This is a genomic window from Seonamhaeicola marinus (assembly GCF_008085455.1).
Genome location: NZ_VSDQ01000718.1, coordinates 36,861 through 50,603, shown reverse-complemented (window position 1 = coordinate 50,603; position 13,743 = coordinate 36,861). Strand labels below are relative to the sequence as shown.

Here is a 13,743-nt window from a genome sequence, read left to right as displayed (position 1 = left end):
TAAACTGTAAAAAAGCCATTTCGACAAAAAAATGAACCAAATATACCAATAATCTAACCTCATTTATTATAGCATTGTAAAAAAAAGGACATGATATTAGATTATAAAACCATAGACTTGTTCGGTAAAATGCTTTTTGAGACAATCGTTCTTAAACCACCTTTCAAAAAGCCAAATCCTATGCCCAATGAAGCCTGCTTTTTATATATCATGAAAGGTGAGTACGAATCCATATCAGAATATGAAAAGGTAAAAATAGAAACTGAAGAATCACTACTAATGAAGTGTGGTAATTATACGAGTAGAATGCTTTCTTCAAAGACTTCAGACACTTACCAAGCCTTGGCTGTACATTTTTACCCTGAAGTCTTACTAAAAATTTACGAGAATAAATTACCAGATTTTCTAAAAGAACAAACTTCTACTACGGTTGGAATGACCAAGTTAAATAGTGATCAATTAATTCATAAATATATTCAAGGCATCCTATTTTATTTCAACAACCCTAATCTCGTTAATGATGAAATTTTAATTTTAAAACTTAAAGAAATCATCCTTCTATTGAACCAAACAAAAAGTGCTCCTGCCATACGTTCTGTGCTTTCTAATCTATTTAGCCCTAGTTCTTATTCGTTTCGTGAAATCATTGAAGCACATTACTATTCTAATGCAACAGTTGAAGAACTTGCGCAATTAAATAACCAAAGCCTTTCAACTTTTAAAAGGGAATTCAAAAAAATCTACAAAGTATCTCCCGCAACATATTTAAGACAAAAAAAACTTGATAAAGCGCTTGAATTGCTAAACGCTACAGATTTAAGAGCAACAGACATTGCCTATGAATGTGGGTTTACAAACGTTTCGCATTTTTCCAAAACATTTAAGCATCGTTATGGAGTTTCTCCATCGGCTTATAAAATGAACGTTTTAGACAAATCTTTGAACTAACCATAAAACAGGTCCTTCTTACTTCACTTCATCTTTGCACTAGTAATCAAAAAATTTGTAAAGATGAAAACAATACTAGTTACAGGTTCAAGTAATGGATTTGGTTATTTGACTGTTTTAACTCTTGCTCGAAAAGGCTATAACGTTTGGGCAACAATGCGTGATAGTAATGGAAAAAACAAATCGAAAAAAGAAGAATTAGAAACCCTTGCATCTAACGAGAATATCTCAATTACAGTAGCTGAATTAGATGTAACAAGTAATAATTCCATTTATCACTTAATGGACAAAATTAGTACTGAGGCACAAAATGGTATTGACGTATTAATTAATAATGCTGGGGTAATGTACGTTGGTATTACAGAGGCCTATAGTTTAGAACAAGCTCAAGAGCAATTTGATACCAATTTTTTTGGTGTTATTCGTACTACAAAGGCTTTTCTCCCTCTGTTAAAAAAATCTTCAGATGGAATGATTATAAACATTTCATCTCTTGCAGGACGTTTGGTATTTCCTTATTTCGGGATTTATTGTGCCAGCAAGTTTGCATTAGAAGCTTATTCTGAAGCTCTTTCATATGAATTAAAACCATTTGGAGTGGATATTTCCATTATAGAACCTGGTCCTTATCCGTCTGGATTACTTTTTAGTGGACCAAAAGAAGATGACCTTAGTACATTGAACACCTATGGAGAAATGTCTAGTGTTCCCAAAACAATGCTAGAAAATTTTGAACAGTTTTACAAAAGTGACAATGCTCCAGATCCACAAGAAATACCAAATGCCGTCATATCTCTAATAGAAAAGCAAAAAGGTAATAGACCATTACGTCAAGCAGTCGGTATAGATTACAATACCAATGAACTAAACGAAAAAACAAATCCAATTCAAAAAAGTCTAATTAAAGATGCCTTACAAATGGAGCATCTTCTTTAAACCCTAAATTATGAAGTATTTAAAAGTTATTACAAGTATTGCTTTAGTAACAACGTTATTCTACGCTTACAATTCAATAGCACAAAACTCTAATATTAACTCAAAAAACAAAAATAAAATGGAAACACAAAACGAAGAGATCGTAAACGTGGCACTTATATATTTAAAAGAAAGTGAAAAAGCTCGTTTTGAAGAATACAAAAAAAAAGGTGGTGCAATTCTTGAAAAATACGGCGGTAAAATAGAACGTATTATTCAGCCAAAAATGTTAGCAAAAGGAAATTTAGAACTTCCAGATGAGATTCATTTTGCCTCATATCCAAGCATTGAGGTATTCAATAAATTTAATGAAGATCCAGAATTTGTAAAAATTAGGAATGAGTATGCCGTTCCCGCCATAAAAGATATATCAATCTTTACTAGTAGAAACACCGATTTCGAGTTTAAAAAAGAAACTGGAGATAAAACCAAAACATATGGCGTGGCTCTAATTTATTTTAACAACGGACAAAAGTATGCAAAGCTATTTGAGGAATACCATGACAAAGTCTGTACAATAATGCCTGAATTCGGAACACACTTTGAACGTTTTATTGCGCCTTTTCAATCAAAAGGAAACATAAAACAACCTGATGAAATTCATCGTTTCTATTTCGACTCTATGGAAGGGTTACAGGAAATGGAAACAGATGAACGAATGAAATCCTTATTTCCTAAAAGAGATGCTTCTTTAAAAAACCTGTACTTCTTTATAGGTGAAGCTAGCTTATAAACATTTATTAGAAATTGAAATAAGCCAGCACAAAACAATGTGTCTAAGTAATAGCGGTTTGAGTGAAAGCTCTAACCGTTTTTCATTTAATTAAAGTATATTGTATTATGAAAATAGCTGAGTAAAAAGCGTTACTTGTCATACACGAACACCTTAGCTGCAAACTCAAAGAACACTTCTAGTTAAACATGCAAACTTTACTTCAAGAAATAAGCAAAAGATGTTTTTTAAGCCCTGAACTTCAAACAAGAATTCAGACCCATTTTAAAGAAAAACACTTTAAAAAAGGCGAAAAAATACAGGTTCAAGGGGGTAAAGCCAATTACCTCTATTTTATAAAAAAAGGAATTTTACATAATTATTACTATCACGATGGTAAGCAAATATCCTCCTGGTTTTATAACGAAAACCACTTTATAACCTCTTGGTATAGTTTTTATACACAAAAATCTAGCTTTGAAGAAATTGATTGTCTTGAAGATTGCATTTTATATGGAATAAGCTATAAAAAGTACCAAACATTAATTGCTGATTTTCCTTCTTTCGGGAATTTTGCAAGACTGCTTGCTGAAGAAATGCTCGCGTTTATTGATGAGTTTTCAAAAGGTTGGTCTTTTCTTAGTGCCAAAGAAAAATACAGTTTATTACAACAGTATTTTCCAAACGTTGAACAACGCGTAAATCTTGGTTACATCGCTTCTTTTTTGGGGATTTCTCAAGAAACGCTTAGTAGAATTAGAAAATAGATTTTGATATAGGTCAAAAAATCCTTCTAAATCCTTTCTCACTTTTGTAGTAAACATTTTAAATATGAAAAATTCAACATTAGTATTTCGAAGTTTAGCGGTTATAATCTTTATTGCTGGTACAGCGCATTTAGTAGGTTATACTTCGCAAAGTCATGACTTAAATTATAGAAATAATGGCACCTATGAAACGCCTTTGAATAATCGAGAAAAACTATCTTCAGAAGAAAATAATGCAAATACTGTTTCCCTAGAATATTCTGAAACCGATTATATCATTGGCAAGTGGAAAGTTAATTACAATAGTGATGATTTTAAAGGTGCTATAATCTACAGTTTAAAAAAAGAAGGAGATATTTATAACGCCTATTCTTACGAGTATCAAGATGAAAAGGGCTATGCAGAAAAAGCCGAAAATGTAAAAACCTTAACCATCAAAACCTTTGATGGCTATAAAGGTAAAGGCATATATAGATTTGAATATGAAGGCGAGCAACATCAAGTAGATTGCAGTATTGATATGGTTGATGAAAACACCTTTAAATTAAGCTACGATTATTACGGTTATGCCGACGTAGAAACTTGGAAAAGACAATAGCCATGATTGAATTTTTATCAAAAAAGTTAGATTGGATTGATGTGCACTATGTGTTTTATATCCTTAACGATTTAAGTTTACTATACATAATCATTCCATTTTTTGTGTTGGAACTCATAAGATATACCTATCTAAAAAAGCTAAGTAAAAATTTAATTTTAGACAGCGTAGCAAACATCCTAACCTTTGGAGGTTTTTTTCTAATTGAAATAATCCTAGGACTTTTAGCCATAACTAAAGTGTATTTTTGGGTTTACGATAATTTTAGTTTACCGCATTTAGAACTAAATTGGATAACCATTATCACCTGCATTTTACTGGCAGATTTCGCCTATTACTGGGAACACCGAATGATGCACAGAATAGGTATTGGCTGGGCTACACATACGGTTCATCATAGTTCTGAACATTTTAATATGTCGGTTGCCTATAGGTTTGGGCCATTAGATGCTATTATGCCCATTTTGTTTTCGCTACCTATTGTTATTCTTGGTTATGACCCAATTTTGGTACTGCTATGCGAAGTTTTTGTACAGGTTTTCCAAACCTTATTACACACCGAAATTATTGGTAAACTTACCAAACCCATTGAGTTTATTTTTAACACACCATCGCATCATCGTGTGCATCATGGTTCTAACAGACAATATTGGGATAAAAATTATGCGGGCATCTTAATTATTTGGGATAGAATATTAGGCACTTTTGAACCTGAAGTTGAAAAAGTACGTTACGGTATTTCGGAACCTTTAAACAGTACTAACCCCATAAAAGTATTCTTTCACGGTATTTCTCGCCTATTTAGAAAATTGAAAAAAGTAAATGGTTTTAAAAACAAGTTTTTGGTATGTATTAAACCACCCGATTGGATGCCAAACAAGTAAGTATCAATAACAAAATGTCATGAAAATTAATTCAAATAACATCATATTCGCCGATTTATCAACATACACACCAAAAAAGAGTATGCAGTTTTATGAACGTGTTTTTGGGTGGAACTATTACGAAAGCGATAATTATTATTCTGCCTTTATAGGTAATAAACAAGTAACAGGTCTATATGAAACCCCCGAAAGGTTTAAGCAAATGCGAATGCCTCATTTTTGGATGACATATATTCAGGTGAATGACATTAATACTTGTGTGAAAAATGCAAAAGCTTTAGGCGGTATTATAGAACTTGAGCAAACCATAGGTAGTTTTGGAAAAGTAGCGCTAATTAGAGACCCAAAGGGCACAGGTTTCACAGTTTACGAAGGAGAATATTTGAAATCGACAAAAACAGAAAAAGAAATAAATACATTAATTTGGAATGAGCTTCACGTTTCTAACCTAACAACTGTTATTCCATTTTATGAAGGTATTTTTAATTGGAGATTTCAATCTGAGAGCAATGGCCTTTTTAATATTTATACTGCAGAACAAGAACACATAGCAGATGCCTTAGAAGTTAAGAATGAATATAAAGGCAAGTATGAATATTGGGCTTGTGTTTTTGGAGTTTCTAACCTTGACGAAACCTCAGAAAAAATATTAAAAAACGAAGGCAATTTGATTCTAGACGAAGGCAACAGAAGATTATTCACGGATAATTCTGGACAAGCATTTTTCTATATAAAAGACATTAAAGGTAGATCATGACACAAAACGAGTTTATAAATTAAGCTGTATTTTGGGGATTTCATACTAAACTCATAGTCCAGGCTATTCTTGTGTCTTCTAATAAACAAATTTCGAATTGATAAAACTACTGACAATAACGCTTTGTTTAATTTTAGTTTCATGTGGAATTAAAAAGAATCAATCTCAATATGACACAATTCGTGTTGATAAAGAATTAAATAGTCATTTATTTAATTCAACTGAATTTATGCTCAATCCATTGACTTTGAAAACGGAATCTGGATATGACAATCTTCCTGACTCAACTCAATATTTAATAAAATCTAACGCAATTGTAAATAACGATAGTTTGAGATTAATGAGATTTGCAGAACTAAAACGAATTGACTCTGATACTCTTGAATTGAAAATATTTGAAACCAATCCAGCATACAGCCAAAATTTGACAATAAAAATAGTTAATAATCAATTTAAGTCTGATTTTAAATTTTGGATGTCAGGACCTCCCTTAGACGCGAAAATTAAAAGATTGGAACAGAAGTTAATTGTAAAATCAATTCCTAAGGAAAGAGGAGAAATGATTTTTGGAAGATTTCATTTTAGAGGAATTTGTGAGTCTGACTGTAACGGCAAAGTCGAAATTAAAGGTGATTTCAAAGCAACATTAGAGTAAAAAAATGTTAGTTAATAAAGTTTAAAATAACTGTTCGGTTTTACCCCGTTAGTAAAACCCACAACATTTCGTTTTGTTTCTTTTCAACTTTTATGGTTTTAGTTAGGTATATAACTAATCCCGCGCGGACTTTTCCCTGTAAGCAAGCCAATTCTTCGTTTTTTACTAAAAACCATTTTTTTCTTACTAACCAACAGGCCTTTGTTGGTTCTATCTTTGTATTAGAATTAAATTATATAATAAAAAAAAGAAAAAATGATACATACTAATGCACTCGCACAGGCTCGTGCGCTAACTTTACCTTCTCGTGAAGCGATGCTTCTAAGAGAAGCCTCTGTTTCCGACTTTTGGAACAATAACAAAAAATTACTTGAGGATGCTTGGACAGAATGGGAAATAGAAAACAAAAAGAATCTATTGGTTCCTGATGAAACCCTATTAGATCCACGTTTAAGACAAGCTATTAAAGATGCATGGGAAAATCCAGAAAAAGAAAATGCCGTTGCTGATTTATGGGAAGAAGTTATTCCTGGAGTTTATACTGCACAATTTTTTGATGTAGAGCGTTTGGCTGAATTCCGTAAGTATTTAGAAGCGGTAGCAAATTCTCAAATTCCTGCACGCCCACCTTATGGTATCCAATTAAATCGCCATGGATTCATGCTAGATGAGCGTTCAGAAGGACATCTTGCAGCACCAAATTTTCAGGCGTTTTACAACGATATCATGAACCGTTATATGCGCCCGATTGCACGCTTACTTCTTGGAACTTACGGCTATGACAACCAAACATTTGGTTTCTCTATTCAATATAATCCGGATAAGGACAAGGATTTGAAACCGCATACAGATGCTTCCGCAGCTACTTTAAATATCAACATTAACTTACCTGATGAGGAATTTACAGGCTCACAAGTTGATTTTTATGATAAAGCTACAGGGAAAACTGTACAGACTATTTTTGAACCTGGCAAAGCTATGATTCATCGCGGTAATGTTCCACATGCTACACACCCTATTACCAGCGGACAACGTAGTAATTTGGTAGTATGGTTGTATGGAGACCGTATGCAAGTACCAAGAGGTGGTGCCAGTAGTTATGGAAATTTTGGTGGTGCTCAAACACAAGCAGATACACCAGAAAATGTTACAGCTAGTGAGCGTTGGAGTGTTCCTGATAGCCCAAAAGATACATTTGCACCATTTTAGAAGTAAGTTTATTAAAACTGAGATTGTTTGCAAAAACACGTTACAAATGCAGTAGCAGATTAATACGACATTGAGATTAGCAATAATCCTTTTAGAACATGCAATCTGCTACTGTTTGAGTAACATACAATTTTATAAATGCAAAATATAACTAGGATCGGGACAATTTTGCTTGTAAAACTCTAGATTCTGTTTTGCACAAACACCAGGGTAATCGCCTAAATTTCCTTGTAAATCTCTAATGATTTGAAAATGTAAATGTGGTGGATAATTACCATTTACAGCAGCATCTCCTAATGATCCTATTTGTTCACCTTGTTCAAAGATTTGTCCCACTTTTAAAGTATCTATAGATTCCAGACTTAAATGTCCGTAAAGGGTATAAAACGTAATATGTTCCACATTATGTTCTAGAATTATTGTTGGGCCATAATCACCATAATTGGTGTTATTTTTAAAGCTATGTACTTTCGCATTTAAAGGTGCGTAAATAGGTGTTTTAGCTTCACACCATAAATCTATTGCAATATGAATATTGCGCTCTTCTTTTGCTTGTTTATTAAAATGAGTGCTCCTTTTATAAATGTTTCGAACTTCTAAATAGCCGCCGTAAGCTACTTTAGCATTATGATTGGCTATATGATTATTGACAAATGCCCCTAACTTCTCTGCTGAAGCGACATCAATTTCATTTAGAGACTCATTTGAATCAGATAAATCTATTGGAACATAACTTGATAAAGGCATTGCTTTATCTAACACATAAAGCGGTTTTGGGTCTAGGCCTTTTAGAAACTCTATGAAGTTTGTTGATTGCATTCCTTTAGCATTGTTGATGCATCCCAATCATGACGAAACAATCCAACAGATGCACCAATATTTGATTTTCTAATTTACGACTTCACCGTAAAGATCGAAATCTTCGGCTTCATTAATTTTAACTGTTGTAAATTCACCTGTTTTTAAATAAGTAGAAGATGCATCTATTAATACCTCGTTATCAACATCTGGCGAATCAAATTCTGTTCTACCAACAAAGTAATTACCTTCCTTTCTATCAATAACCACCTTAAAGGTCTGCCCTATTTTCCCTTGATTCAATTCCCAAGAGATTTGAGATTGAATATCCATAATTTCATTTGCTCGAGCTATTTTAACATCTTGAGGTACATCATCTTCTAAAGCATAAGCACCTGTATTTTCTTCATGAGAATAAGTAAAACAGCCTAAACGTTCAAAACGCATCTCTTTAACCCATGCTTTAAGTAATTGAAAATCGGCTTCTGTCTCACCAGGATAACCAACTATTAATGTGGTTCTAATTGTCATTTCAGGCACCAAGGCTCTAAAGTCATTTATCAATTTTGTTGTCTTTGCTTTAGTAGTACCACGTTTCATACTCTTTAAAATGGAATCAGAAATATGTTGTAATGGAATATCTAAGTAATTACAGATTTTAGGTTCACGTTTCATAACGTCTAACACATCCATAGGAAATCCTGTTGGGAAGGCATAATGTAATCTAATCCATTCAATACCCTCAACTTTTACCAAAGCTTCGAGTAATTCTGCCAAGTTTCGTTTTTTATATAAATCTAAACCATAATAGGTTAAATCTTGCGCAATTAAAATCAACTCTTTAACTCCTCCTGCGGCAAGTTTTTCTGCTTCAGTAACTAAATCTTCAATTGGCGTACTTCTATGTTTACCGCGCATAATAGGAATAGCGCAGAAACTACATGGTCTATCGCACCCCTCAGCTATCTTTAAATACGCATAGTTTTTTGGTGTAGTAGTTAAACGTTCACCTATAAGTTCATGCTTATAATCGGCTCCAAGAACTTTTAACAAACCTGGTAATTCTGTTGTACCAAAATATTGGTCTACATTTGGAATTTCTTTTTGTAAATCTGGCTTATATCTTTCTGATAAGCATCCTGTAACGAAAACCTTATCTACATCACCCTCTTCCTTCTTTTGAACAAATTCTAAAATAGTATTAACACTTTCTTCTTTAGCATTATTTATAAAGCCACAAGTATTTATAACTACAATATTGCCTTCTTCCTCATGAACAACATCCTTTCCACTAGCTTTTAGCTGCCCCATTAACACCTCACTATCGTAAACATTCTTACTACAACCAAGGGTTACAACATTAATCTTGTTTTTCTTTAGAGTCTTTGTTCTCATTACCAAATTTAAATATGAGCGCAAAGATAAGGAATGATTTAGGATATCTTGGTATTGTTATTTATCCTCTATAAGGAATTTTAAAAGATACCCTTAAGGATAACCATTAAGATTTTTTTTCAATTAAACCTTTGCTATATTTGATAGTCCTAATTCCAAAATCTACATTATGAAAACCTCTGTTACTATGTTGCTACTGGTATTTCTTTTTTGCATAAGTTGTTCTTCTGCAGATGTTATAAATGATACTGAGCCACCTGAATCGGGTATCTACTTTCCTCCTTTTGGTTCTAGTACATGGGAGGCACGTTCGCTTTCCGATTTAGGATGGAATAACAATGAACTTCAACCTTTGTTAGACTATCTAGAAGACCAAAACACCAAAAGTTTCATGATTTTACATGATGGAAAAATTGTTGTTGAAGCGTATATGAATGGACATGATGCCAACAAATTATGGTATTGGGCAAGTGCTGGTAAAACATTAACAACTGCTCTTTCTGGTATTGCACAAGAAGAAGGTCTAATAGATATCAATACCAAAGTATCGGATTATTTAGGCACAGGATGGACTAGTGCCTCTTTAGAAAAAGAGAATCTTATTACATGTAAACACCTATTATCTATGAATTCTGGTTTAGATGATAGTACTAATGGGGTTGAGCCAGAAGATTTGGAATACATGGCCGACGCAGGAACACGTTGGGCTTACCATAATGTATATAAAAAAATGCAGGATGTTTTGGCCGAGGCCAGCAACAGTACGTTTAAAAATTATTTCAACACTAAATTGAGAGATAAAATTGGTATGACCAGTACAAAAGGAGGGTGGTTACAACTTAATGATTTTAATGTGTATTGGAGTGATACCCGAAGTATGGCTCGTTTTGGATTACTTATATACGCTAATGGAAAGTGGAATAGTGAGCAAATTATTCCTGAAGCTTTTTTGAACGAAGCCACTAATACATCTCAAGATATCAATAAATCTTATGGTTACCTCTGGTGGTTAAATGGGAAGTCATCTTTTCATCTACCAGGAAGTCAATTAAAGTTTAGCGGCGCTTTAGTTCCTAATGCACCAGATGATATGTTTGCTGCCTTAGGTAAAAATGATCAAAAGATTTATGTTGTACCAAGTAAAAAACTTGTGGTTATTAGAATGGGAGAAGCTGCCGATAGTGAAACTTTTGCACTTTCTAGTTTTGATAATGATTTATGGGAAATGATTAACGAACTTATTGACTAATCACATAAATAAGTTTAAAAAAATCCCCAGCTTAGAATACTGGGGACATTTCTAGTTGATATTATAAGCATCTAAACGTCTAATGATTGATGGTTTATCACTGCTAACAAAGGATTGCGTATCGTATATTAACCCATAACCATCGGCATAATAGTACTTATCTTCTGCTGGTAATAATTGATTATCTGGGTCTTTTGCATATCTTTTAGATGATATACAATTAAACTTTCCAGATTCAACATTAATCTCTTCAGTGCCATTTTCTAATACTTCGTAAATATTTCCCCAATTATTTTCTTGTACTAAACGCTCTTCATAGTTTACATAAGTATGTTTTATTTCTCCATCACTATTAATTAAATATCCCAAAGAATCTCTTAAGAATTGAAAATGCTCTCCATTTGGATTACAAAATGTAATGTTAGCTTCATTTCCTGAAGTAAATCGTCTAACTTTATAAAAAGTCTCACCTTTTATAGTTTGTTTACTTACTACACTAATAGAGTCTACTACAGAGGTTTCTTCGTAGGTAACATTAGTCTCATTTAGTTTGTAGTTTTTGTACACCCAAGAATTACCTACGGTAAGCGCATAAAAATTAGTATCATTAGCATTATCAGAACTCTGATTTGATGAACATGAAAAAAGCAGTATTGAAATGCTTAAAATGGAAAGAGTTGTTTTCATAAGAAGTTTTTATTAGTTAAAATCTATCTTTTAACGATAAGAGCCTTCTTATGTTTTAAAAACAGTGATTAAGAAATTGTTAATTTAAAAATATTAACTATTTAAAGAAAGAGTCTACAAATTCAAACTTATTAAACACTTGTAAATCTTCTATCCCCTCACCTACACCTATATATTTTACAGGGATTTTAAACTGATCTGAAATACCTATTACCACACCGCCTTTTGCTGTTCCATCCAATTTGGTCACAGCTAAGGAGGTTACTTCTGTAGCTGCGGTAAACTGTTTGGCTTGCTCAAAAGCATTTTGCCCTGTAGAACCATCTAATACTAGCAATACATCATTAGGCGTATCTGGAACAACTTTTTGCATAACACGTTTTACCTTTGTCAACTCATTCATTAAGTTGACTTTATTATGCAACCTACCCGCAGTGTCAATTATTACAACATCAGCATCTTGAGTTACGGCACTTTGTAAAGTATCAAAAGCTACTGACGCAGGATCACTACCCATACTTTGTTTAACAATTGGTACATCTACTCTATCTGCCCAAACTTGTAATTGGTCAATAGCTGCTGCCCTAAACGTATCTCCAGCGCCTAATACTACTTTTAACCCTTGTTTTTTAAACTGGTTTGCAAGTTTACCTATTGTTGTAGTTTTTCCAACACCATTAACGCCTACTACCATAATTACATATGGTTTCTTATCCTTTGGTATAGTAAATTCAGTTTCTTCTCCTACATTTGTTTCACTTAACAAACCTGCAATTTCTTCTCGTAGAATTTTATTTAATTCATCTGTTCCAAGATATTTATCTTTAGCAACACGTTCTTCAATACGCTCAATAATTTTCAAGGTAGTATTTACCCCAACATCACTACTAACCAAAACTTCCTCTAAATTATCTAAAACCTCATCATCTACCTTTGATTTCCCAGCAACAGCTTTACTAAGCTTACCCAAAAAACTAGTTTTAGACTTTTCTAAACCTTTATCTAATGTTTCTTTTTTTTCTGAAGAGAATATTTTTTTAAAAAAACTCATTTACCTTATACGTTTATGCGTTGATTTATCTGTTTAGATAACATCTAAACATTTTTTAAATATGTGTTAGGGTTGGTGCCTCTCTTGGAACTGCTTCAAAAGCCTATTTACTATTAATAAAAAACTTTTCCTAAAGACCCTCCCATTAAAAAAGTTATTGCAATTTCTTTACCACAAATTTTTACTGCCATTTTAGCAGTAACTTCTCGTATTCGCGAGAAAGACAATTTCAAGAGATTCCTTAAAACCAATGTTTTAAGGAGTTTTCTTTCGAGCCAAATATAAACATAAAAAAACTGCTTTCTAAAAAAGAAAGCAGTTTCTATATTTTAAAGAAAAGCTTGTGTTTACTTTTTATTTAAAAAGTCATTTACTTGGTCTGGAGCCATAATAGACTCAACAAACATATAAGCTCCTGTTTTAGGCGACTTTACCATTTTGATGGCTTTAGTTAACCTTTTTGATCCTGTTTGTAACGATGCTACTGCTTTCTTTGCCATGACTTATTATTTTATCTCTTTATGAACTGTCATACGCTTAAGGATAGGATTAAATTTTTTAATCTCCATTCTATCTGGCGTATTTTTTTTATTTTTTGTTGTAATGTATCTAGAAGTTCCTGGTTGTCCAGAAGCTTTGTGCTCAGTACATTCTAAAATTACCTGAATTCTGTTGCCTTTCTTTGCCATTGTTATAATATTTTTGTCATTTCCGCGCAGGCGGAAATCTCATCCTATTTTACAGCTATTATTTTAAAAATCCTTTAGCTTTAGCTTCTTTAATTGCTGCAGAAATTCCTATTTTGTTGATAGTTTTTAATGCAGATGTAGAAACTTTTAAAGTTACCCACTTATCTTCTTCTGGAATGTAAAAACGTTTCTTAACTAAGTTAGCATTGAATCTACGCTTAGTTCTATTTAATGCGTGTGACACGTTGTTTCCAACCATTGCCTTCTTCCCTGTAAGTTCACAAACTCTTGACATTATATATAACTTTAAAATTTTGTTGCTTAAAATCGAGGTGCAAATATACAAAATATTTAGATTGTAGCAATCTA

Annotated in this window: 17 protein-coding genes; 10 read left to right on the top strand and 7 right to left on the bottom strand. The window is 32.8% G+C overall.

The window, feature by feature from the left end:
• Positions 1 to 90: 90 nt before the first annotated feature.
• The 9 genes from FUA24_RS17595 (at position 91) to FUA24_RS17555 (ending at position 7,505) form a co-directional block, all read left to right on the top strand.
• On the top strand, positions 91 to 948 hold the full coding sequence (locus tag FUA24_RS17595) for a helix-turn-helix domain-containing protein (protein WP_148544383.1): 858 nt from the start codon (positions 91 to 93) through the stop codon (positions 946 to 948).
• A 63-nt stretch (positions 949 to 1,011) separates the two neighbouring features.
• Complete coding sequence (locus tag FUA24_RS17590; RefSeq protein WP_148544382.1) at positions 1,012 to 1,884, top strand: SDR family oxidoreductase; 873 nt, start codon at positions 1,012 to 1,014, stop codon at positions 1,882 to 1,884.
• Positions 1,885 to 1,894: 10 nt separating this feature from the next.
• Positions 1,895 to 2,656, top strand: a complete 762-nt coding sequence (locus FUA24_RS17585) for a DUF1330 domain-containing protein (RefSeq protein ID WP_148544381.1) — start codon at positions 1,895 to 1,897, stop codon at positions 2,654 to 2,656.
• A 188-nt stretch (positions 2,657 to 2,844) separates the two neighbouring features.
• Complete coding sequence (locus tag FUA24_RS17580; protein WP_148544380.1) at positions 2,845 to 3,402, top strand: Crp/Fnr family transcriptional regulator; 558 nt, start codon at positions 2,845 to 2,847, stop codon at positions 3,400 to 3,402.
• Between the two features lie 64 nt (positions 3,403 to 3,466).
• The gene (locus FUA24_RS17575) at positions 3,467 to 4,000 is read left to right on the top strand and encodes a hypothetical protein (protein WP_148544379.1); all 534 of its coding nucleotides are present in this window, start codon (positions 3,467 to 3,469) and stop codon (positions 3,998 to 4,000) included.
• A 2-nt stretch (positions 4,001 to 4,002) separates the two neighbouring features.
• On the top strand, positions 4,003 to 4,884 hold the full coding sequence (locus tag FUA24_RS17570) for a sterol desaturase family protein (protein WP_148544378.1): 882 nt from the start codon (positions 4,003 to 4,005) through the stop codon (positions 4,882 to 4,884).
• Positions 4,885 to 4,903: 19 nt separating this feature from the next.
• Positions 4,904 to 5,641 carry a VOC family protein gene (locus tag FUA24_RS17565; protein WP_148544377.1) on the top strand — a complete coding sequence of 246 codons (738 nt, stop codon included), beginning with the start codon at positions 4,904 to 4,906 and terminating at the stop codon, positions 5,639 to 5,641.
• 97 nt (positions 5,642 to 5,738) lie between these two features.
• A complete protein-coding gene (locus tag FUA24_RS17560; protein WP_148544376.1) occupies positions 5,739 to 6,296 on the top strand; it encodes a hypothetical protein in 558 nt (185 codons plus the stop codon).
• A 255-nt stretch (positions 6,297 to 6,551) separates the two neighbouring features.
• Entirely contained in the window at positions 6,552 to 7,505 is a 954-nt protein-coding gene (locus tag FUA24_RS17555) for a 2OG-Fe(II) oxygenase (RefSeq protein WP_148544375.1), read from the top strand.
• Between the two features lie 132 nt (positions 7,506 to 7,637).
• Here the strand turns inward: FUA24_RS17555 and FUA24_RS17550 are convergent, their stop codons facing one another.
• Together FUA24_RS17550 and rimO are read right to left on the bottom strand one after the other, a co-directional pair.
• Entirely contained in the window at positions 7,638 to 8,324 is a 687-nt protein-coding gene (locus FUA24_RS17550; protein WP_148544374.1) for a peptidoglycan DD-metalloendopeptidase family protein, read from the bottom strand.
• Positions 8,325 to 8,393: 69 nt separating this feature from the next.
• Entirely contained in the window at positions 8,394 to 9,698 is a 1,305-nt protein-coding gene (rimO, locus tag FUA24_RS17545; protein ID WP_148544373.1) for a 30S ribosomal protein S12 methylthiotransferase RimO, read from the bottom strand.
• A 169-nt stretch (positions 9,699 to 9,867) separates the two neighbouring features.
• Between rimO and FUA24_RS17540 the strand changes: the two genes are divergently transcribed.
• Complete coding sequence (locus tag FUA24_RS17540) at positions 9,868 to 10,947, top strand: serine hydrolase domain-containing protein (RefSeq protein ID WP_148544372.1); 1,080 nt, start codon at positions 9,868 to 9,870, stop codon at positions 10,945 to 10,947.
• A gap of 51 nt (positions 10,948 to 10,998) precedes the next feature.
• Here the strand turns inward: FUA24_RS17540 and FUA24_RS17535 are convergent, their stop codons facing one another.
• The 5 genes from FUA24_RS17535 to rpmB form a co-directional block, all read right to left on the bottom strand.
• Complete coding sequence (locus tag FUA24_RS17535) at positions 10,999 to 11,634, bottom strand: hypothetical protein (RefSeq protein ID WP_148544371.1); 636 nt, start codon at positions 11,632 to 11,634, stop codon at positions 10,999 to 11,001.
• Between the two features lie 97 nt (positions 11,635 to 11,731).
• Complete coding sequence (gene ftsY, locus FUA24_RS17530) at positions 11,732 to 12,685, bottom strand: signal recognition particle-docking protein FtsY (RefSeq protein WP_148544370.1); 954 nt, start codon at positions 12,683 to 12,685, stop codon at positions 11,732 to 11,734.
• Positions 12,686 to 13,032: 347 nt separating this feature from the next.
• Positions 13,033 to 13,185 (bottom strand): DUF4295 domain-containing protein, encoded by a 153-nt coding sequence (locus FUA24_RS17525; RefSeq protein ID WP_076697604.1) that lies wholly within the window; start codon positions 13,183 to 13,185, stop codon positions 13,033 to 13,035.
• 6 nt (positions 13,186 to 13,191) lie between these two features.
• Positions 13,192 to 13,374 carry a 50S ribosomal protein L33 gene (gene rpmG, locus FUA24_RS17520; protein WP_008271040.1) on the bottom strand — a complete coding sequence of 61 codons (183 nt, stop codon included), beginning with the start codon at positions 13,372 to 13,374 and terminating at the stop codon, positions 13,192 to 13,194.
• A gap of 58 nt (positions 13,375 to 13,432) precedes the next feature.
• Positions 13,433 to 13,669 (bottom strand): 50S ribosomal protein L28, encoded by a 237-nt coding sequence (rpmB, locus tag FUA24_RS17515; RefSeq protein ID WP_148544369.1) that lies wholly within the window; start codon positions 13,667 to 13,669, stop codon positions 13,433 to 13,435.
• Positions 13,670 to 13,743: the final 74 nt, after the last annotated feature.